The 19405-nt window shown below is 72.5% G+C and carries 22 protein-coding genes; 11 read left to right on the forward strand and 11 right to left on the reverse strand.

The window, feature by feature from the left end; translation table 11 throughout:
• The 4 genes from BM051_RS19630 to BM051_RS19645 form a co-directional block, all read right to left on the reverse strand.
• A complete protein-coding gene (locus tag BM051_RS19630) occupies positions 1-336 on the reverse strand; it encodes an ArsR/SmtB family transcription factor (RefSeq protein WP_092532356.1) in 336 nt (111 codons plus the stop codon).
• Positions 337-450: 114 nt separating this feature from the next.
• Positions 451-1107 carry an AAA family ATPase gene (locus BM051_RS19635; RefSeq protein ID WP_092532359.1) on the reverse strand — a complete coding sequence of 219 codons (657 nt, stop codon included), beginning with the start codon at positions 1105-1107 and terminating at the stop codon, positions 451-453.
• Positions 1108-1111: 4 nt separating this feature from the next.
• Positions 1112-1504 carry a TFIIB-type zinc ribbon-containing protein gene (locus BM051_RS19640; protein WP_092532362.1) on the reverse strand — a complete coding sequence of 131 codons (393 nt, stop codon included), beginning with the start codon at positions 1502-1504 and terminating at the stop codon, positions 1112-1114.
• Positions 1497-2417 carry a LysR family transcriptional regulator gene (locus BM051_RS19645; protein WP_092532365.1) on the reverse strand — a complete coding sequence of 307 codons (921 nt, stop codon included), beginning with the start codon at positions 2415-2417 and terminating at the stop codon, positions 1497-1499. The genes BM051_RS19640 and BM051_RS19645 overlap by 8 nt, the downstream gene beginning before the upstream one ends.
• A gap of 72 nt (positions 2418-2489) precedes the next feature.
• Between BM051_RS19645 and BM051_RS19650 the strand changes: the two genes are divergently transcribed.
• Both BM051_RS19650 and BM051_RS19655 read left to right on the forward strand, forming a co-directional pair.
• Positions 2490-3608 (forward strand): M24 family metallopeptidase, encoded by a 1119-nt coding sequence (locus tag BM051_RS19650; protein ID WP_166677766.1) that lies wholly within the window; start codon positions 2490-2492, stop codon positions 3606-3608.
• 22 nt (positions 3609-3630) lie between these two features.
• A complete protein-coding gene (locus tag BM051_RS19655) occupies positions 3631-4815 on the forward strand; it encodes a mandelate racemase/muconate lactonizing enzyme family protein (protein WP_092532371.1) in 1185 nt (394 codons plus the stop codon).
• 62 nt (positions 4816-4877) lie between these two features.
• On the opposite strand, the gene BM051_RS19660 is transcribed toward BM051_RS19655, so the two are convergent.
• On the reverse strand, positions 4878-5246 hold the full coding sequence (locus tag BM051_RS19660; protein ID WP_092532374.1) for a VOC family protein: 369 nt from the start codon (positions 5244-5246) through the stop codon (positions 4878-4880).
• Positions 5247-5338: 92 nt separating this feature from the next.
• On the opposite strand from BM051_RS19660, the gene BM051_RS19665 reads away from it, so the two are divergent.
• Positions 5339-5815, forward strand: a complete 477-nt coding sequence (locus tag BM051_RS19665; protein WP_092532377.1) for a CGNR zinc finger domain-containing protein — start codon at positions 5339-5341, stop codon at positions 5813-5815.
• Between the two features lie 6 nt (positions 5816-5821).
• On the opposite strand, the gene BM051_RS19670 is transcribed toward BM051_RS19665, so the two are convergent.
• Positions 5822-6322: a DinB family protein gene (locus BM051_RS19670; RefSeq protein ID WP_092532380.1), complete on the reverse strand. Its 501-nt coding sequence runs from the start codon at positions 6320-6322 to the stop codon at positions 5822-5824.
• Positions 6323-7831: 1509 nt separating this feature from the next.
• Here BM051_RS19670 and BM051_RS19675 point away from each other — a divergent pair.
• Both BM051_RS19675 and BM051_RS19680 read left to right on the forward strand, forming a co-directional pair.
• Positions 7832-8041 (forward strand): DUF2283 domain-containing protein, encoded by a 210-nt coding sequence (locus tag BM051_RS19675; RefSeq protein WP_092532383.1) that lies wholly within the window; start codon positions 7832-7834, stop codon positions 8039-8041.
• Between the two features lie 7 nt (positions 8042-8048).
• The gene (locus BM051_RS19680) at positions 8049-8405 is read left to right on the forward strand and encodes a hypothetical protein (RefSeq protein ID WP_092532386.1); all 357 of its coding nucleotides are present in this window, start codon (positions 8049-8051) and stop codon (positions 8403-8405) included.
• 131 nt (positions 8406-8536) lie between these two features.
• On the opposite strand, the gene BM051_RS19685 is transcribed toward BM051_RS19680, so the two are convergent.
• Positions 8537-9823 carry a DUF445 domain-containing protein gene (locus BM051_RS19685; RefSeq protein ID WP_243859654.1) on the reverse strand — a complete coding sequence of 429 codons (1287 nt, stop codon included), beginning with the start codon at positions 9821-9823 and terminating at the stop codon, positions 8537-8539.
• Positions 9824-9852: 29 nt separating this feature from the next.
• Here BM051_RS19685 and BM051_RS19690 point away from each other — a divergent pair, with 29 nt between their 5' ends.
• Positions 9853-11016: a pyridoxal phosphate-dependent aminotransferase gene (locus tag BM051_RS19690; protein WP_092532389.1), complete on the forward strand. Its 1164-nt coding sequence runs from the start codon at positions 9853-9855 to the stop codon at positions 11014-11016.
• Between the two features lie 512 nt (positions 11017-11528).
• A complete protein-coding gene (locus BM051_RS29145) occupies positions 11529-12764 on the forward strand; it encodes a hypothetical protein (RefSeq protein WP_166677767.1) in 1236 nt (411 codons plus the stop codon).
• A gap of 604 nt (positions 12765-13368) precedes the next feature.
• Here the strand turns inward: BM051_RS29145 and BM051_RS19700 are convergent.
• Both BM051_RS19700 and BM051_RS19705 read right to left on the reverse strand, forming a co-directional pair.
• Complete coding sequence (locus tag BM051_RS19700; RefSeq protein ID WP_092532395.1) at positions 13369-13929, reverse strand: Clp protease N-terminal domain-containing protein; 561 nt, start codon at positions 13927-13929, stop codon at positions 13369-13371.
• Complete coding sequence (locus BM051_RS19705) at positions 13930-14139, reverse strand: sigma factor-like helix-turn-helix DNA-binding protein (RefSeq protein WP_092532398.1); 210 nt, start codon at positions 14137-14139, stop codon at positions 13930-13932.
• 62 nt (positions 14140-14201) lie between these two features.
• Here BM051_RS19705 and BM051_RS19710 point away from each other — a divergent pair, with 62 nt between their 5' ends.
• From BM051_RS19710 to BM051_RS19720, 3 genes are all read left to right on the forward strand, one after another.
• Positions 14202-14975 (forward strand): hypothetical protein, encoded by a 774-nt coding sequence (locus BM051_RS19710; protein WP_092532400.1) that lies wholly within the window; start codon positions 14202-14204, stop codon positions 14973-14975.
• 65 nt (positions 14976-15040) lie between these two features.
• The gene (locus BM051_RS19715; RefSeq protein ID WP_243859655.1) at positions 15041-15754 is read left to right on the forward strand and encodes a DUF998 domain-containing protein; all 714 of its coding nucleotides are present in this window, start codon (positions 15041-15043) and stop codon (positions 15752-15754) included.
• 73 nt (positions 15755-15827) lie between these two features.
• Positions 15828-17210, forward strand: coding sequence for an amidase (locus BM051_RS19720; RefSeq protein ID WP_092532406.1), 1383 nt, complete (start codon positions 15828-15830; stop codon positions 17208-17210).
• A gap of 30 nt (positions 17211-17240) precedes the next feature.
• Here BM051_RS19720 and BM051_RS19725 read toward each other — a convergent pair whose 3' ends face one another.
• The gene (locus tag BM051_RS19725; protein ID WP_134046246.1) at positions 17241-17636 is read right to left on the reverse strand and encodes a hypothetical protein; all 396 of its coding nucleotides are present in this window, start codon (positions 17634-17636) and stop codon (positions 17241-17243) included.
• 202 nt (positions 17637-17838) lie between these two features.
• Here BM051_RS19725 and BM051_RS19730 point away from each other — a divergent pair, with 202 nt between their 5' ends.
• A complete protein-coding gene (locus BM051_RS19730) occupies positions 17839-18657 on the forward strand; it encodes a helix-turn-helix domain-containing protein (protein WP_166677768.1) in 819 nt (272 codons plus the stop codon).
• 104 nt (positions 18658-18761) lie between these two features.
• Here BM051_RS19730 and BM051_RS19735 read toward each other — a convergent pair whose 3' ends face one another.
• The gene (locus BM051_RS19735; protein ID WP_243859656.1) at positions 18762-19343 is read right to left on the reverse strand and encodes a CGNR zinc finger domain-containing protein; all 582 of its coding nucleotides are present in this window, start codon (positions 19341-19343) and stop codon (positions 18762-18764) included.
• Positions 19344-19405: the final 62 nt, after the last annotated feature.

Consider the following 19405-nt stretch of genomic DNA (forward strand, 5'->3'; position numbering starts at 1 on the left):
TCACCGCTCCTTGTCCTTGAGCTCTTCCAGAACCACATCTAGCTGTTCGAACCGCTCCGACCACGAGCGCTCGTACCGCTTCACCCAGTCATGGATGGGTTTGAGTGCGTGGCTGTTGAGCCGGTACATCCGCTGCCGCCCCTCGTCCCGCACCTCGACCGCCCCCACCTCGCGCAGGACCCGCAAATGCTTGGACACCTGCGGCTGACCCAGCCGGAGCAGGTGCACCAGGTCATTCACCGGGCGCTCGCCACCAGCGAGGACGTCCAGGATCTGGCGCCGCCGGGGCTCGGCCACGGCGTTGAACACATCAGTCGTCGTCGCTGCTCGTGCCACGGGCCAATCATATACCCATATGGGTATGCGTCAAGCTTGGCTTGACCGTCGCGCTCGCCGAGCGGAGGTGTCAAGCAGCGAGCGCGAGGCATGCTCGGGGTACGGCTCGCGAGGTCAGCGAAAAGCGCCCTGGTCCGGCGTTGCCGGAAGTAACTCCCGCACCCAGGATTCGACGACGGCCACGGCGTCGGCCCGCGAGGCGTGGGTGGTGTCGAACAACCGCACCGGGGGCCGCAGCGCCGACGCCTCGGCGCGCAGCCACTCGTTGAACTCGAGCATCTCCTCGATCCGCGGCCGCGACCACTCCCGCCAGGCAGGCCGCGCCGCCAGCCGTCGGGCGAGCACGTCCGAGTCGGCCACCAGCGCGAGGTAGTGGATGTCGGCGAAGAACACCCGCTCGGGCAACGGCTCGAACTCCGGCGGCACCACCGTGCCGCAGAGCACCACCGGCCGCCCGCTCTGGTGGATCATCGCCGCCATCCGCAGCCAGGTGGCCCGGAATGTCGGGTGCCCGTCGACGTCGTCGCGCAGCCCGCCGGTCCACAGCACGTCCTGCTCGAGCACCACCACCCGGTCGGCCAGCCGGCGGGCCAACTCGGGTCCGACGGTCGACTTGCCCGCACCGCTCGGCCCGGTCAGCGCGAGCAGCGGCAGCCGGTGGAACCGCCACCGGTGGCCGCATCGCGCGCAGCGCAGCACCGGCTCCCCCGGCTCGGCGATCGGCACGTTGGCCCGATCGCCGCAGCCGGGGCAGATCCGCGGGTCGAGCACGCGATCAGTCGAAGAGGTTCTCGAGGAAGCTGCGCTTGCGGTGGCCCCGGTGACCGCCGTGACCGCCGTGGCCGTAGGGCCGCGGCGAGTCGCGGTAGCCACCGCGGTACGGGCGCGGCGAGTCGCCGTACCCGCCCCGGTACGGGCGCGGCGAGTCGGGCTTGCCGTAGTGCCCCGGGTACGGCGCGGGCGGCGGTTGCGGCGCGCTTCCCTGGTACGGCGGCGCCGCGGCCTGGCCGTAGTAGGAGTTCTCCGCGCCGACGATCTGTTCCAGCTCGCCGTAGTCGAGGAAGATTCCGCGGCATCCCTGGCACTGCTCGATGTGGATGCCGTTCTTGTCGACGGTACGCATGGCCTGTTGGCACTTCGGGCACATCACGCATGCCACCCTACGCATGTCTGCCCGCCGATGAGACGCCCGCCACGGTGACGCGCAGCCGTTCCACCATCGCGGCCACCGGCGGGTTGCCCGCGCCGCCCGCCCGAACCACCGCCGACACCGTGCGGACCAGCCGCGGCCCCACGACCTCGCGCAGCCGCACACCGTCCGGGGCGGGCTCGCCGGCCAGCGCCGGCATCAGCGACACCCCCAGCCCCGCGGCCACCAGCGCGAGGATCGCGGTGTAGTCGCTGCTGGCGTAGTCCACGCCGGGCACGAAGCCGGCGATCCCGCACGCCCGGTCGAGCGTCGCGCGCAGGGCGGCGTCGCCGTGCGGGGCGATCCAGGGTCGCTCCGCCAGCTCGGCCAGCTCGATCGGCCCCTCCTCCGGGCACCAGCCCTCCGGGATCGCCGCCAGCAGCGGCTCGCGCAGCAGCACCGTGGTCTCGATGCCGGTGTCGCGCACCCGTGGCAACAGGTCGTACTCGTACACCAGGGCGAGGTCGAGCGCGCCCGAGGCGACCTGCGCGACAGCCTCTGGCGGGTCCGCCTCGACCAGGTGGACCCGCAGGTCGGGGTGGTCGCGCCGGCAACGCGCGATCGCGGTCGGCAGCAGCGCCCGCGCGGCCGTCGGGAAGGCCGCGACGCGCAGCACGCCGCGCACGGCCGAGGTCAGCTCGGCGACCGACGCCCGCGCCCGCTCCAGCTCGGCCAGCACCGCCTCGGCGTGGCCGACCAGCAGCGTGGCGGCCTCGGTGAGCACCAGCCGGCGCCCGTCCCGGATCAGCAGCGGCGCGCCGACCTCGCGTTCGAGCAGCGCGAGCTGCTGCGACACCGCCGAGGGGGTCAGCGAGCAGGCCCTGGCCGTCGCGGCGATGGTCCCGTGCCGGGCCAGTTCCCGGAGCAGGCGCAGCCGGCGCACCTCCAACATGTAGTCAGCCTAATGGTGGCCGGCAATTATCGTCACTTGTGCTACCGGTTCGGTGGACCGCACGCTGGGCGGGTGACCACCGTCGAGACCACCACGGCTACCGAGTACGCGCGCCGGCGCGCCGACCTGTGCGCGGCGATGGCCGCGCGGGGGTGGGCCGCGGTCGCGGTGACCAGCCCGGAGAACGTCTACTTCCTCACCGGCCTCGACCACGCCGGCTACTTCGCGTTCACCTTGCTGATCGTGACCCCGGACGGCCCGCCGATGCTGGTGACCCGCGAGATGGAGCGCCCCACGGTGCGGGCCCAGCTCGCCGACTGCCGGCACCACCCCTATGCCGACGGCGCCGATCCCGCCGAGGTCGTGGCCCGCGAGCTGGCCGGAGTCGTGCCGGCCGGCGCGGCGGTGGCCGTCGAGGACGAGTCGATGTTCTTTCCACCCGCGATCCGGGACCGGATCCGCGCGGCACTGCCCGACCGTCGGTGGTGCGACGCCACGGGCGTGCTGTCGGCCGCTCGGCTGGTCAAGTCGGCGGCGGAGATCGCGCACGTCCGCGCCGCGGCGGCGGTGTCGGACGCCGCGATGCGCGCCGTGCTGTCCGCGGCGCGACCGGGGGTGCCGGAACGCACGGTGGCCGCGGCGGCGCAGGCCGCGTTGCTCGCCGGCGGTCACGAGCCCGGGTTCGCCCCGCTGATCCGTCCACTGTGGATGCTCGATCGGGAGCACGTCTCCTGGGGCGACCGGCTGCTGGGCACCGGAGGATTGTTCATCGAGCTGTCCGGTTGCGTGCGGCGCTACCACGCGCCGCTCAGCCGCACCGTCCACCTCGGCCGACCACCGGCCGATGCGGGCGCGGCCCACCAGCGGGCGCTGGCCGGGCTCACCGCCGCGGCCGGCGCGCTGCGCCCCGGCGCGCGCACCGGCGAGGTGTACGCGGCATGGCGGCGGGCGACCGGCGCGACCCGGCACCACTGCGGGTACCTCGTCGGCATCGGGTTCCCACCGAGCTGGGTGGGCGGGGGCGAGGTGCTCGGCATCCGGCCGAGTGGCGACACCGAGGTCCGCCCCGGCATGACCTTCCACCTCATGTCCTGGGTACCGGGCCACGTGGTGTCCGACACCGCGCTGGTCGCCGACACCGGGGCCGAGCTGCTCACCACCGCGCCGCGCACGCTGACCGTGCTCGACTGAACCGTCCAATGAGGAGTATTCGATGCGGATCACCGCGCTGAACGCCACCCCGGTGGCCGTGCCCTACCGCGCCGACGAGGTGTGGGCCTTTGGGCGCCGCCGCGGCCAGGTGAGCGTGCTGCTGGAAGTGACCACCGACGAGGGCGTCACCGGGCTGGGTGAGGCGGCCGGCTACCCGAGCGCCGACGTGGTGCTCGCGGTGTTGCGCGGGCTGGAACCGCTGGTACTGGGCGCCGACCCGACGGAGATCGAGAAGTTGGTCCGCCGGATCGACCTGGTCGGCACCTGGCACCACGTGCGGGCGACCAGCCCGGCGATCGCCGCGGTGGAGATGGCCTGCTGGGACATCGTCGGCAAGGTGTGCGGGCAGCCGCTGGTGACACTGCTGGGCGGCCGGTTCCGCGAGGAGGTGGAGTTCTTCTACTACGTCGCGGCCGGCGCGCCGGAGGAGGTGGCCGCGGAGGCGCGGCGCGGGCGGGCGGCCGGATTCGGCACCTTCTACCTCAAGGTCGGCGCCGACGAGCAGAGCATCGACATCGCCAGGGTGGCCGCGCTGCGCGACGGTGCGGGACCGGAGGCGCTGCTCAGGGTGGACGCCAACGAGGCGTGGTCACCGGGCACGGCGGTGCGGATGATCCGCGAGCTCGCCAGGTTCGGGCTGGAGCTGGTGGAGCAACCGGTGTCCGGGCGCAACCTCGCCGAGCTCGGCTACGTGCGGAGCCGGGTGGACGTGCCGCTGCTGGCGAACGAGGCGAGCTGGACCCGGTACGACCAGCTGGCGGTGATCCGCGCCGGCGCGGCGGACGCGCTGTCCGCGGACAACCAGCTCGACGGTGGCCTGCTCAACCTCAAGCGGTCGGCCGGGCTCTGCGAGGCGGCCGGGTTGCCGGTGGTCAAGCACAGCCTCGGTGAGCTGGGGGTGGCGCTGGCCGCCGCGGTGCACGTGATCGCCGCGACGCCGAACTTCCGCTACGCCAACCAGGGCTACGCGGCGTTGCTGGCCGACGACGTCACCACCGGGTTCGGCGGCGGCGTGGAGTCCTGCCGGGACGGTCGGGTCGCGGTGCCGCGGGGTCCCGGGCTCGGGGTGACGCTGGACCCCGACCGGGTGGCCCGGTACGCCGAGCTGCACCGAAGGGAGGGCGCCACGTTCGCCTTCCACGACCCGGCGGCGCTGGCCGGCGCGCCGGCGTTGCCGAAGCGGTGAGGCACCCGCCGCGACGACCCGCTGCCGGCCGCCGCGGCGGGCACACCCCCAGCCGCACCGGATCAGCAGGCGCACAGGCAGAACGGGTGGCCGGCGGGGTCGGCGTACACCCAGAAGGCGTCGTGGCTCCTGTCGAGCACGGTGGCGCCGAGCCGGACGGCCCGCTCGTGCGCCGCCGGGAGGTCGGTGACCTTGAGATCGAGGTGGAACTGCTGCGGGCGGTGCTGGGACGGCCATTCCGGCGGCTGGTAGCCGGTGACCTGCTGGAACTCGATGGCCGGCCCGCCCGCCGGGTTGGTCAGCGTCCACCAGCCATCGCCTCCCTCGGGGGTGGACCAGCCGAGCAGCTCGCCGTAGAAGCGGGCCAGTGCGGGGGCGTCCGGGCAGTCGAGCACCACGGAGCCGAACGTCGGGACGGTCGGTGCGGACACTGGGGCCCTCCTTCTCGTGGGGGGTAACCGCTGTGATGAGTATGGCGGTTATCGCACGGAGCGCACAAGCGGTGGCGACGTAAAGTGGTCCCGTGGCCGCGCCGTCCGCTGACGTGTCGCTCGTCCTCGACTTCCTGAACACGCTCGATGTCGAGGACGACATCGACGTGCTGCGCTCGGCCGAGTCGTGGCACGGGTGGGCGCGGGAGCGCGGGCTGCGGGCGGGGACGGTGACGGCGGCGCGGCAGGTGCGGGAGGCGCTGCGGGCCGCGGTCGGTGACCCGGAGGCGCGGGCGGCCGAGGCCGGGGCGCCGGTGGAGGCGCGGCTGACCGGCGGGACGCCGGCGTTGGTCGCCGCGGACGCGGTGGGCGCGATCCTGGCCGCGGCGGCCAGGCTGGCCGTGCGCGGCGAGTGGGAGCGGCTGAAGATCTGCCCCGCCGACGACTGCCGGTGGGCGTTCTTCGACCAGTCGCGCAACCGGTCCCGGACGTGGTGCTCGATGCAGGTGTGCGGTAACCGGGAGAAGGCGCGCGCGTGGCGCGAGCGCGCCGCGGCCCGCGCGGAGTAACCGGCGTCAACGGTCGGGGTGGTCTCCGGTGGCGCCGTCGATGAGCTCGCGGACGACGTCGAGGTGGCCGGCGTGCCGGGCGGTCTCCTCGATCATGTGGATGAGGACCCACCGCAGCGAGACGGGGTCGCCGAACCACGCGGTGCCGAGGTGGTCCAGGTCGTGCTCGGTGATCACCCGGTCCGCGGCGGCCCGGGCACGGCCGTAGAAGGCGAGGATGTCGGCGGTGCTCTCGTCCGGGGTGACCCGCAGGTCGGCGTTCTCGTCCTCGTCGTCGAAGGGCAACGGCTCGGTGGGGTAGCCGAAGGTCTGGCAGAACCAGGCGTACTCGACCGCGGCGAGGTGCTTGACCAGGCCGAGGAGGTTCGTGCCGGACGGCGTCATCGGACGCCGCAACCGCTCGTCGTCGAGGCCGTCGAGCTTCCACAGCACCACGTCCCGATACTGGTCGAGACTGGCGTGCAGGCTTTCCTTCTCACCGCCGGTGAACGGCACCCGTCTGCTCATCACCGCAAAGTACCAGCGCTCGACCGTAACTTCCCTCCCTCCAACCTCGTAGCAGTCGGCCAGCATCACGTCCTTCTCCGTCACGCCGCCATGTGCAGATAATGAAGCTCAGCTGTCGTACGAGTCGCGGACAACTTTGGTGACCGATTCGGGTAAGTCGATCCTGATGCACGGTTTAGCGGCCTGGACATGCCGACCCAGGGCGAAGTGATGCTCGGCGAACAGGCATAGCCACCTGATCGGAGGTATCGACGCGTCGATTCCAGCCACTAACGTGTGCGACACGGGGTGGTCAAAACAGCACTGAGGGGAAGGCTGCAAGTTGCCAATGAACCGCTCTTACACCGTTGCACGGTAGGAGCACAATCAACTGCAGGTCGCATGTTGGATAACATACGATCGCTCAAGTATGCACCTTAATTTAGGTGCATCCATCGCCCTTCCCGCGTTCACCTCGCCAAAACGAAATGTAGACGACGTATTAAGGGAAAGGAGAGCAGCATGCACAGATGGCTTGCTGACCGGAAGGCGCCTCGTCGCGCACTAACGAGCACGGCTGTCCTCGCTGCGGTCTTCGGCTGGGGCTTCGGACTTGTCCCAGCGGCATCCGCCGAAACGCAGGAGCCCCCACAACCCATGGGCACTTGCGGGGAAACATATGACCCGTCCGTCACCGGCGCGGCAGCACACTGGGAACTTAGCTGTTCTGACGGAAAAATCCGGGTAAAGGGTTGGGTTGAGGGAACATTTCCGCCCGATGGAATGTGTGCCAAAGTAAAGGCTCGCTTCGCTAGTGGAGTTACGGAGTATAGCGGCGAAGTGGGCGACCCGTGGGACAAGGTCTATTTCGACTGGGCGCACCCCGGACAGATTGCCGACGTCTACCTGTTCGAGTACGACTGCTGAGCGTGCCCGTAGCAGAAAGGTTCAGAAGCTCATGTCTAAAGCAGCAATGAGGGCGGCAGCCATGCTATCTGTTAGGGCATTATTGGTTAGTGTCGCTGTCATTGGTTCAACAGCCTCTGTTTCAGTAACCAGTGCACACGCCGCAACAAAAGTCGCGGACACTTCTTACCAGAAGCAGGACATCACGCCGCAACAAGCGTTGGCGGGAGCGCCATGCATCGTCAGCGGATTTTCATACCATGCGCAACAGGAGATGGCAAACGACCGAATCACCTCAGACCACGTTGAGAACGTGGTCCTAAGAAAGTGCTCCAACGCTAGAAAAACTAAAAATGGCACCTGGAGGTATACCGATGGCCGTATCGTGGTAATTGCTAACAACAATGGTTATGTTGTCACAGTCTGGCGCCGATAATGGATTCTAGGCCTTAGCCCATGAGGTCGTCAACAGCGAGGCCCTGCGGTTGTTGGTGCGGGGCCTCGCTCCCGGTGCCGGGCGAAAGACAGAGCACGACGATCCCCGTCTGTTAAATCTGGTAACATAAAAGAGCTGCACGTGCACCACCCGCTACAGTAACTTTTGATTCAGAAGGGATACTTGATATGACTTACCCAAGGGTTGAGTGGGACAAAGAGGTTAACGCGGCCAGTATTTACTTCAGAGAGCGAGAGGGCGATATCTCCAAAGGTGTACCGGTAGAAGACGAAGATGGCGATGTGCTGGCCGTTCTCCGTTTTTCACCAGCCGGAGAGCTTTTAGAGGTCGAACTCCTGAACGCCAAGGAACAGATGCCAAGGATCTTTCGCAGTTGAGCGTGGAATGAGTCCGCGGAGTCGGGACGATGACTCCGGTATCGGTCACAACGCCAACCGGCCGGGCACCCGCGGGGACGCTTTCGAGAAGGTGTTCCGGGACAGCGTGCTCAACGACCGGAGGTTCGATGTCCCGCTCGTGGCGCTGTCCGGTCTGTTCCTCGTCCTCTGCGTCGGTGGAGTCGTCGTCCGGGAGACCCCGCTTCCGCTGATCCCGGCCGACGCGTTCGTCGTTGCCCTGTACTCGCTCTGGCGCCTGCGGGCAGCGGCCACGTACCGGCAGCTCGCCGGGTACGGCTGGCTGGCGGGCGGGGGCACCGCCGGCGGCCTCGCGCTGACGGCGTTGATCGTGCGACCCCGCTGAGCCCGACCAGGAACACCTACGAGCTCTCCGCCGGCGCCCACCGGCTCGGACGCGGTCTTCCACAGGGGGCTGTGGATAACCCTGGGTTCTGTGGATAACGTGTGGACACAACCGCCGATCAGGGGAAACCCTCAGAAGAGCACCTGGGCCACCGTGTAGATGGCGAGCCCGGCCAGCGAGCCGACGACGGTGCCGTTGATCCGGATGAACTGCAGATCCCTGCCCACCTGCAGCTCCACCTTGCGCGAGGTCTCCGCCGCGTCCCACCGCTCCACGGTCTCGGTGATGATCGTGGTGATCTCGGCCGAGTAGTTGGTCACCACGTGCGCCGCGGCGCCCTCGACCCACCCGTCGACCTTCGCGGCCAGCCCGGTGTCGCCCACCAGGCGCTCGCCCAGGGTGACCAACCCGAGCCGCACCCGCCGGCGCAGCTCGCTCGACGGGTCCTCGGCCGCGGTCAGCAGCAGCTCCTTCGCCGTCGACCACGCCGACCCGATCAGCTTCTGCACCTCCGGGTGCTCCACCACCTGCCGCTTCACCTGCTCGGCCCGCGCCATTGTGTCCGGGTCCTTCTGCAGGTCCTGCGCGAACTCGACGAGGAACTTGTCCAGCGCCAGCCGCATGGGGTGGTTGACGTCGGTCTTCACCGCCCAGGCGAACGCCAGCACCTCGCCGTACACCTTGTCCGCGAGCATCTCGTCGACGAACTTCGGCGACCACGACGGCGCCCGGTCCGACACCACCCGCAACACCGTGGCGTGGTTGTCCCGCACCCACTCGTAGGCCCGGTCGCACACCAGGTCCACCAACTTGTGGTGCGCGCCGTCGGCGAAGACCTGGTCGAGCAGCTTGCCCAGCGGCGGCCCCCACGGCCGGTCGATGATCCGCCGCGCCACCGCCTGCTCCATCACCGCCTGCACGTCCTCGTCGCGCAGCACGGTCATCACGCCGCGCACCACGGTCGCCAGCTCCGCGGTGACCCGCTCGGCGTTCTCCGGCTGCGCCAACCACCCGCCGAGCCGCCGCGACACCTCCACCCGGCGCAGCTTGTCCCGCACCACGTCCTCAGCGAGGAAGTTCTCGCCCACGAAGTCACCGAGGCTGTTGCCCAGCACGTCCTTCTTCCGCGGGATGATCGCCGTGTGCGGGATCCGCAGTCCCAGCGGATGCCGGAACAGCGCGGTCACCGCGAACCAGTCGGCCAGCGCGCCCACCATGCCGGCCTCCGCGGCCGCCCGCACGTAGCCCACCCAGGCCGGCCACCCGCGGCTCTGCGCCCAACTGGTCAGCAGGAACACCACCGCCGCGCCGACCAGGAACGACAGCGCCACGAGCTTCATCCTGCGCAGCCCGCGCCGCTTGGTCTCCTCGTCGGTCAGCAGTCCCGCCGGATCGGCCGGTGCCGTCGGTTGCCTCACACCGCCATTCTCCGTGAGGATCTCGCGTTGTGCGCGAACCAGCTCTCGTCCCCCGGCTGCGGCCGTTCACCTCGACAATCTTCGCCGACATGACCGCGCTGGCCGTGCGAGCCGGCGCGGTCAACCTCGGCCAGGGCTTCCCGGACACCGACGGCCCGCCCGCGATGCTCGACGCCGCCAGGAAAGCCCTGTTCGGCGGGGCCAACCAGTACCCGCCGGGACCCGGCCGGCCCGAGCTGCGCGCGGCGATCGCCGAGCACCGCACCCGGTACGGGCTCCACCACGACCCGGACGGTGAGATCCTCGTCACCACCGGAGCCACCGAGGCCATCGCCGCGAGCCTGCTCGCGCTCACCGGTCCCGGCGACGAGGTGTTGGTGATCGAGCCCTACTACGACTCCTACGCCGCGTCGGTCGCGCTGGCCGGCGCCACGCGCAGGGTGGTCCCGCTGGTCGCCGGCCCCGGCGGCCGGTTCGCCCTCGACGTCGACGCCCTGCGCGCGGCGGTGACCCCGCGGACCAGGGCGATCCTGGTCAACTCCCCGCACAACCCGACCGGCACGGTGTTCACCCGGGACGAGCTGGCCGCCATCGCCGAGGTGTGCGTCCGGCACGACCTGGTCGCGATCACCGACGAGGTCTACGAGCACCTGGTGTTCGACGGCGAGCACGTCCCGCTGGCCACACTGCCCGGCATGGCCGAGCGCACGGTGTCCGTCTCCAGCGCGGGCAAGACGTTCAACTGCACCGGCTGGAAGATCGGCTGGGTGTGCGCCCGCCCGGAGCTGGTCGCCGCGGTCAAGGCGGCCAAGCAGTTCCTGACGTTCGTGTCCGGCGGGCCACTGCAGCCGGCCGTCGCCCACGCGCTGCGGCACGAGCTGGAGTGGGTGGAGCGGCTGCGCACGGACCTGGTGGCGAAGCGCGACCGGCTGGCGGCCGGACTCGCCGACGCCGGGTTCGAGGTGCGGCCCAGCGCCGGGACGTACTTCGTGTGCGCCGACGTGCGGCCGCTCGGCTTCGCCGACGCCGAGGAGCTCGCCTGGCGGTTGCCGGAGCTGGTCGGGGTGGCCGCGGTGCCGGTGTGCGTGTTCACCGACCATCCCGACGAGTGGCGGCATCTGTTGCGCTTCGCGTTCTGCAAGCGCGACGAGGTGCTCGACGAGGCCATCACGCGGCTGCGCCAGCTCCGCTGACGGAGGGCCTCGTCAGCGGTGACCGCCCGGCCCACTAACGGGTGACGGCACGGCCAACGACGGGCCATTTAGCCCGAAAGTGTGCGCGTGGCCGGGGAAGGGCACGGTCAGTAGCAGGAGCTGCTCGGACCACGCGTTCCCACCCGGCCCGCGATGTCGGCGGGTCGGGCACGTGGTGCCGGGCGAACGAGGCCCACGGCGGACCCGGTGTGGCTCGGACCGGGAGGCGATAAGACCTGGTCAGCACACGACGACCCCGCCGCTCGGGGCGCGGTCCCGACGTTTCGGCACCCTGCGTGATCAACTCGACGACGGCGGCGGCGAAGCGGGTGGCACCATTCGGCCGTACGGGGTGGATCGGATGCGATCGAGGTGAAACACTCGCGAGCAATGCTAGAAAGTACGCGGCCCCCGGGAAGCTGCTGGCTGGTCGGCCCGACCTTCGACGAGTGGGTCCCCGACGAGATCAGCGGCTGTTGATCGTGAGCCAGGCCCGGACGGTGGTGGTGTCGATGTGGAGCACGCGATACGCGCCCCGGCCCCACGTCCGGGTGGCGCCGTTGCTCCGCCGGCTGGCCCTCGCCGCCGGGATGGGTGCCGCCGGCTGGCTGCTCGCCACCGCGCTGAGCTCCCCGGCCATGGCCGCCGAGCACCCGGATGGTGGCGAGAACGGCACCGTCGTCGCCGAGCCCTCGGCGGAACCACAGCCACAGCCGAAACCCCAGCCGCAGCCGGAACCACAGCCGCAGCCGGAACCACAGCCACAGCCACAGCCGAAACCCCAGCCACGACCGGAGCAGTCCCCACCCGACGCACGGCCGCAGCCGGCGCCCGACCAGAACTCGTCGGCGCCGTCCGCACCGGCAACGCCGCCCCGAACCGATCCGGCGTCTCCGCCCGAGGCGGGAGCACCGGCAGCGTCGCCCGAGTCGGGCGGCCCGGCAGCGTCGCCCGAGTCGCCCCAGCCGTCCCAGTCACCCCAGCCGGCCCAGTCCGGTGAGTCGACGCTGGCCGGCCCCGTCACGCTGGTCCACCCGGCGCCGGGCACGAAGCACCTCGTCGGGGCGGCCATGGTCGCCAGCCACCCACTCGCACCGGGCCAGCCACCGTGGGTGGGCCCGCTCGGCCTCGACAATCCCGCGCACCGGCTGCTCGGCGGCGCGGCCGGCCCTGCCGTTGACAACCCGGGCTACGGGGTCACCGTCGACCGCGTCGTCCGCCGCGTGTGCGGTGCGCTGACCCCGGTGCTGGTCGGAGCCTGCCCGATCCCCCTGGCGGTCCTGCCGGGGGGATCGGGCCCCGACGGGTGGCCACGTCCCGCCCCGACCGTCCCGCGCCCGGCGCCGCCGCACCCCGCCCAGCCACCGGCGCCCGCGCCCGCCCCGCTCGACGCCTCCTCCCCCACCGGATCCCGCGCCACCGCCGCCACCACCCCGGCCACCCACGGCCCACCCGCCCCGCGGGTCCAGTTGGCCTCCAGCAGGCCGAGTTCCACCGGCCACCCCGACCGGCACGCCGACGCCGACCGGGGCTCAAGCGCACCCGGCCCGGCCGCACCCTCGGCACCGAGCGGGCCGGTCGGTCACGTCAGCGCCGGCGCCGACCAGTCGGCCGGCGGGCGGCACACGCTCGCGGTACTGACCTCCGCCACCGACGGTGCGCGGCTCCGCCCGCTCGGCACCGGATTCGATTCGGCCGCCCTCGGCACCGGTCGGGGCGCCGCGCTGCCGGCGACCTCCCCCGACTGACCTCCCGGCCGCACCGCCGGGAGAGCCACGTCCAGATCAAGATCAACTCATTGCTTCACGGTGACGGTCGCGCACCTCCGCGCCGCCGACCGCCGTCAGGGGACCCGTCATGAACCCATGTCTTCCCGCTCGGCCGACCGCGCCCGGCCGGGACGGGACCCGCCCCGGCGTCGCGCTGCCCCCGCGACGCCGGGGCTCACGGGCGCGCACCGGCCGTGTTCCCGCTCACCGCGCCGAGCGGGAGCCCCGGTGCACGCCCAGGGCGCGCCTGACGGATCTTTCCGTCGCAGCAGGAAGGGATCCGTCAGGCGCGCCCAAAGACCCGCGGGCGCTTCCCGGCACGTCGAGGGGCGGTGCCGGGAAGCGCCCCGGAGTCGGGCGAGTGCCCGCCGGCGCTCGCGCCGTCCCACCGGGGCCGCCCCGTCGGCACACCCGGCCGCCCGCCCTGGCCGTGCCGCTCCGGGCCTGACCGGAGCCCGGGGCCGGCTCCCGGTTGTTCACCCCACCGCCGGTCCGGCTCGCCCCCATGCACCCGCACCGAGGTCGCGGCACCACCGCGAGCCTCCCGCGCCGAGCACCGTCCCCGGCCAGCGCCCCCGGTACCTCAGCCGGCGGCGCGGCGGGCCAACGCCGAGCGGATCGCCACATGGTCGACGCCCCGCTCGGCCAGGATGTCGGCCACCGGGCCGGGCCGGGCGGTCAGCGCCAGCAACAGGTGCTCGGTGCCGATGTGCGTGTCCCCCAGCTCGGTGGCCTCCGCCAACGTCCGCTCCAGCACCTCCTTGGCCTCCGCCGTGAACGGGCGGTGCGACCCCTTGGCCAGCCACCGCCGCCCGCGCGGCGGGGCCGCCCCCGCCAGCGCGTTCTCGCCGTGCACCTGCTCCACCCGCTCGACGATCCGCTCCACGTCGATCCCGAACTCGGCGAGCGCCGCGGCGTCGGCGTCGCTGATCCCGCCCCGCCGGCGCATCGCCGCCAGCCGCTCGGCCAGGGCGTTCGCGGGCACCCCCAGCTCCACCAGCAGCCGCCCGCCCCGGCTCTCCGGTGCCGCCAGCAGTGCCTGCAACAGGTGCACCGGCTCGATCTCCGCGTCTCCCTGCCGCACGGCGACGGACTGCGCCTCGACCACCGCCACCCGGGCGTCCCGTACGAACCTCTCGAACATCTACCGCCTCCCGTACTTCTTGTGGACCGCCTGCCGGCTCACGCCCAGCTCCGCGGCGATCTCCTGCCACGACCAGCCCTGCACCCTGGCGCTGCGCACCTGCACCGCCTCGAGTTGCTCCAGCAGCCGCCGCAGCGCGGCGACCGCCCGCAGCCCCACCCGGGGATCGCGGTCGCCCACCTTGGTGGCCAGATCGGTAACCTCAGTCATGGTGTCAACCTACGTTGACACGACCTCGATGTCAACCTTGATTGACACGGTAAGTTCCGCTCGTGCCCCGAATCCACGTCGCGGAACGGGCGGGAGTCGGCCCGGACGGCGGCCCACGCCCCTCCGAGGACCACGTGGCCGTGCTGCCGAACGCGGTCGTCCTGCTCGACGGCGCCACCGCCGCGCACCCCGCGCTGCCCAGCGGCGGCTGGTACGCGGGCCTGCTCCGCCGCTGGCTGACCGCGGCGCTGCACACTGCCCCCGAGAGCGACCTCGCCGAGCTGCTCGCCTCCGCCATCGCCGGCGTCGCCGCCGACCACGACCTGCACCCCGGCGACTCGCCGTCGAGCACCGTGGCGATCCTGCGCTGGACGGCCGACCGGGTGGACGCGCTGGTGCTCGCCGACAGCCCGGTCGTCGTGTTCGGACCCCGCGGCTACGAGGTGCTCGCCGACGACCGGATCGCCGTGCTACGCCGCACCGGCCTGCTCCGCACCGCCGCCGACGTCCGCGAACGGCGCAACGCCGAGGGCGGGTTCTGGGTCGCCGAGGCCGACCCGACCGCGGCCGCGCACGCCCGCCGGGCGAGCTGGCCGCGCGCCGACCTGACCGCCGCGCTGCTGGCCAGCGACGGTGTCGCGGTCGGCGTCGACGACTACGGCCTCCTCGACTGGCCCGGCGTGCTGGACCTGGCGCGCACCCGGGGCCCCGACGCCGTGCTCGACGCGGTGCGGCTGGCCGAGCACGGCGACCCGCACGGCGTCCGCTGGCCGCGGGTGAAACGGCACGACGACCAGACGCTCGCCCTGGTGGAGTTCGGGGCTGCCACAGGGTGACAGTGCCAGTAGAAATCAGGGAGTTCCCCGGATCACAGTGGAAGAAGTTCGCCACCCTGGGCGTTATGCGCGATATGGGGGCACGTCCGGCACACCTGTCCACGTCCACGACGAGCAGAGCCCGGCCCTGGCTCGTCGCGTCCGTGGCCGCGATCGCGTGGGCCGCCTTCACGATGCTGATCCTGCACCTGGTCAGCTCGCGCGACCCGATCCTCGACACCATCAGCAGCTACGCCTACACCGACCGGGGCGGCGGGATGCTCGAGGCGAGCGTGCTGTCCCTCGCGGTCGGCTCGCTGGCGCTGCTCGGCGCGCTGGTCGCGACCGGCACGGCCACCAGCCGCACCACCCGCGTCCTGCTGGTCACCTGGGCGCTGGGCCTGATCATCGCGGCACTGTTCCCGGCGACCCTCAGCGAGGGGACCGACATGACCAGTGGTCGCATCCACCAGTACGCCAGCCTGCTCGCCTTCGTCAGCCTGCCCGGCGTGGGGTTCTCCCTGGCCGACCGGCTGCGGGAGCTCCCGGCGCTCGCCGAGACCCGGGCACTGCTGCTGCGGGTGTCTTGGTGGAGCGTGCTCAGCCTCGCGGTGTTCGGGCTCAGCTACGTGCTCGCCGCGTTTTCGGACCACCCGGTGCTGGCCCCGCTGTCCGCGGCGCTGCCGGTTGGCCTCGCCCAGCGGGTCGCCCTGCTCACCGACATCGCCCTGCTCGCGGTGATGGTGCTGCTGGCCGCGCGGGCGGCGCGCATCGCCCGAGAGGCCGACACCCCGGGCTGACCCAATAAGCGAGAAGGATTCACGTTGACCGCCCGCCGGTGTTACCGTCCGGTAAGCCAGGACGGGAGGTGCGATGACCGCCGACGCCGACATCGCGTTCGCCGGGCTCGCCGGCCAGGCGGCCCTGCTGACCAGCGGCGCCGCCCGCTCGGTCGAGCTGGTCACCGCGGCCCTCGACCGGGCCGAGCGCACCCAACCGACGCTCAACGCCTTCCGCGTGCTGCGCCGGTCCGCCGCGCTGCGTGAGGCGGCCGAGGCCGACCGCCGGCTCGCCGCCGGCGAGCGGGCCCCGCTGCTCGGTGTGCCGGTGGCGGTCAAGGACGATGTGGACATCGCCGGGTTGCCCACCGCGTTCGGCTGCCCCGGCGACTTCCCGGTCAGCGCGGCCGACAGCGCGGTGGTGGCCCGGCTCAGGGCGGCCGGCGCGGTGATCATCGGCAAGACGAACACACCCGAGCTCGGCCAGTGGCCGTTCACCGAGGGCACGTTCGGCACGACCCGCAACCCGTGGTGCCCCGAGTACAGCCCCGGCGGGTCGTCGGGCGGGTCGGCGGCGGCGGTCGCCGCCGGCGTGGTCCCGGCCGCGCTCGGCTCCGACGGCGCCGGCTCGGTGCGCATCCCGGCGGCGTGGACCAACCTGGTCGGCGTCAAGCCGCAGCGCGGTCGCATCCCCACCGCGCCCGACCCCGAGCTGTTCCACGGGCTGACCGGGCACGGCCCGCTGGCCAGGACGGTCGCCGACGCGGCGCTGCTGCTGGACGTCGCCGCCGGCACCGGCACCCGCTATGCCGAGGCGGCCCGGCGGGACCCCAGCCGGCTGCGGATCGGGCTGTCGTTCCGGATCCCGTTCACCGCGACGCGAACGGGGCTCCACCCGGTGGTCCGCGCCGCCGTCGAGCGGCTCGCCGGCGTGCTCGCCGGGCTGGGGCACGAGGTCGTTCCGGTCGAGCCGCGCTACGGCCTGATCGGGGTCACCTTCCTGCCGCGCTCGCTGGTCGGCGTGCGCGACTGGGTGCGCCGGGTGCCCGACCCGGCCCTGCTCGACCCGCGCACCCTGGGCAACGCCCGCACCGGCGGCTGGCTCGGCGGCCCGGCGCTGCGGCTGGCCCGGCGGATCGAGCCGCTGCTGGGCCGCCAGGTGGGCGCGGTGTTCCGGCGGGTGGACGTGCTGCTCACCCCGACCACCGCGACACCGCCGCCGCGGATCGGGCACTTCACCGGCCTGACGAACTGGGCCACCGACCAGGCGATGATCGCGGCCTGTCCGTACGCGTGGCCATGGAACGTGCTCGGCTGGCCGGGGGTGAACGTGCCGGCCGGGCCCACCGCCGACGGTCGGCCGCTCGGCGCCCAGCTGCTCGGGCCCGGCGGCACCGAGCACCGGCTGATCGCGCTCGCCGCCCAGCTCGAGGCGGTCGAGCGGTGGTTCGAGCGCCGCCCACCCGACCCCGCGTGACGGCACCTCGGCCCGAGGCCGTGGGCGGGGTCAGCCGCGGTGGCGGCCGCCGAAGGTGCGCTCGGCCCACTGGTCGGCGAGTCGGCGCAGCACGGCGGAGTCGCCCCACCCGTCGGCGGGCGGGGTGAGCAGGCCGATCACCGGGTACCGGCCGACGAGCAGCTGGTCGGCCGGGTGCACGTCGGTGATCAGCGTGGCCCGCTTGGCGTTGGCCACCCGGCCGCGCTGGATGGCCACCAGCCGATCACCGGCACACCAGGTGAAGGTGTGGCCGTGCCGGAACACGGCCAGCCTCGGCCGGCTCCACGCGGCGTCGTAGGGATGCGTCACCCCCTCCGGCAACGCCTGGCCGGCCGCCGGTCCTCCGACCTCGCCAGACCGGGCCTTCGGTGCCTTCGGTGCCTTCGACGTCACGGTCCTCGTCACCGCAGCCCCCGTCACAACCGCCTCCTGAGCCCCTCGCGTCCTCCGGCCCAGGATGCCGCTTGCACCCGAATCAATCGAGAATCGAAAGAATATTCTGAGCAGGTTCACCCGGCAGGGGTCGGTGCGGGATCGTCAGCCACCGTGGCGACTCCGTGGGACGATGCCTGTCCCGGTGCATCCGGAAAGGACCAGGCGAGGCGACGTGACCGACTTCGAAGCCATGCGGGCGGCGTTCGGGGCTCGGCTGCGCGCGCTCCGCGAGCGGCAACGACTGTCCGGAAGGGACCTGGCCGCCCGGCTCGACTGGCCGCAGTCGAAGGTCTCGAAGCTGGAGACCGGCAAGCAGACCGCCGAAACCGCGGACGTCGTCGCGTGGTGCGCCGAGCTCCGTACCGACGCCGCCGACCTGCTCGCCGAGCTGCGCGAGCTGCGGGCCCACCAACTCACGTGGCGGCGGGTCCGGTCCGGCGCGTCCGACCGGGAGGCCGCGCGGCAGAACGGGGCCCGGCGGATCCGCGCGGTCGACGTCACGTCGGTCGGCGCGCTGGTGCAGACCGCCGACTACGCGCGCCGGCTGTGCGCCAGCCGGGCGAGCCTGCTCGACCAGCCGCCCGACGCCGACGCCGCGGAGCTGGCGAGGGTGCGGCGCCAGGAGGCGCTCTACGACTCGGCCAAGCGGATCGAGATCCTGCTCGGCGAGGCGGCGCTGGCCCACCCGGTCGCCGACCCCGCGGAGATGGTCGTCCAGCTCGACCGGCTGATGTGGCTGGTCGGCCTGCCGCACGTGCGGTTCGGCATCCTGCCGCTGTTCCGGCCGCTGCCGCACGCGCCGGTGCACGGCTACCGCATCATCGACGACCATGTGATCGTGGAGAACCTCACCGCGGACATTCGGATCGCCGACCCCGAGCAGGTCGCGGTGTACCACCGGCTCACCGACCGCCTCTGGAAGGCGGCGGTCGAGGGCGCCGGCGCGCGGGCCGTGCTCACCCGCCTCGCCGAGCGATTCACCACCGCGTAGCGCACCCAGAACCCAGGCCGTCGTGCCGTCGGTGCGGGGACCTGGGTGGCGTCGGGTGCGCCGCGGTCGGCCCCGCGGGTGGGGAGGATCCGCCGCGGCGCGGGTCAGCGGGTGCCGCGGCGGCGGGCGTAGTGGGCGCGGGCCTTGGCCCGGTTGCCGCACCGGGCCATGGAGCACCACTGCCGGTTGCGCTGGGGGGAGGTGTCGGCGAAGCGCAACCCGCAGTCCTCGGCGGCGCAGACCCGCACCGCGGTGCCGTCCGCGGCCAGCTCGATCGCGTCCACGGCGAGCATCGCGAGCGCCGCGGCGACCGGGTCGTCCGGCGCGGGCGTCACCCGCCGCGGGATGCCGTCGGCGGTGATCCGCAGCTGCGGCGCCGGCGGTCGAGCCGCCCCGGCGGTGGTGTTGAGCCGGCGCACGTCGGCCGGCCGGGGGCGCTGCCCGCTCGCGGTGGACCGGACCACCCGGTCGACCGCCTCCCGCAGCTCCCGCGCGGCGACCACCTGCTCCTCGGTGGCCCCCGCCCGGCCGCCGACCAGCCCGGCCACGGCGAGCCATTCCGCCAGCGCGGCCGGCCCGGTGAGCAGCTCCCGACCCCCGCGCTCCCGGTCGCGCAGGGTGTTCACCAGGTCGAGACAGGGCCGGCCGCCGTCGAAGACCCAGTCGGACACCCGCTGCTCGCTCACGCCACCACTCTAACCCTTGCCACCGGTTAGCTCACCCTTTACCCTCCTAACCGGTTAAAGCA

The organism is Amycolatopsis arida, from assembly GCF_900115565.1.
In the GTDB taxonomy this organism is placed as follows: Bacteria; Actinomycetota; Actinomycetes; order Mycobacteriales; family Pseudonocardiaceae; genus Yuhushiella; species Yuhushiella arida.

Excerpts from the sequence above, each read along its gene's own strand:
- BM051_RS19670 (WP_092532380.1), bottom strand. The coding sequence starts at position 6,322 with ATGAGCAGACGGGTGCCGTTCACCGGCGGTGAGAAGGAAAGCCTGCAC.
- BM051_RS19645 (WP_092532365.1), bottom strand. The coding sequence starts at position 2,417 with ATGTTGGAGGTGCGCCGGCTGCGCCTGCTCCGGGAACTGGCCCGGCAC.
- BM051_RS19705 (WP_092532398.1), bottom strand. The coding sequence starts at position 14,139 with ATGACTGAGGTTACCGATCTGGCCACCAAGGTGGGCGACCGCGATCCC.
- BM051_RS19655 (WP_092532371.1), top strand. The coding sequence starts at position 3,631 with ATGCGGATCACCGCGCTGAACGCCACCCCGGTGGCCGTGCCCTACCGC.
- BM051_RS19700 (WP_092532395.1), bottom strand. The coding sequence starts at position 13,929 with ATGTTCGAGAGGTTCGTACGGGACGCCCGGGTGGCGGTGGTCGAGGCG.
- BM051_RS29145 (WP_166677767.1), top strand. The coding sequence starts at position 11,529 with ATGTGGAGCACGCGATACGCGCCCCGGCCCCACGTCCGGGTGGCGCCG.
- BM051_RS19640 (WP_092532362.1), bottom strand. The coding sequence starts at position 1,504 with ATGCGTAGGGTGGCATGCGTGATGTGCCCGAAGTGCCAACAGGCCATG.
- BM051_RS19720 (WP_092532406.1), top strand. The coding sequence starts at position 15,828 with ATGACCGCCGACGCCGACATCGCGTTCGCCGGGCTCGCCGGCCAGGCG.
- BM051_RS19680 (WP_092532386.1), top strand. The coding sequence starts at position 8,049 with ATGAGTCCGCGGAGTCGGGACGATGACTCCGGTATCGGTCACAACGCC.
- BM051_RS19715 (WP_243859655.1), top strand. The coding sequence starts at position 15,041 with ATGCGCGATATGGGGGCACGTCCGGCACACCTGTCCACGTCCACGACG.
- BM051_RS19675 (WP_092532383.1), top strand. The coding sequence starts at position 7,832 with ATGACTTACCCAAGGGTTGAGTGGGACAAAGAGGTTAACGCGGCCAGT.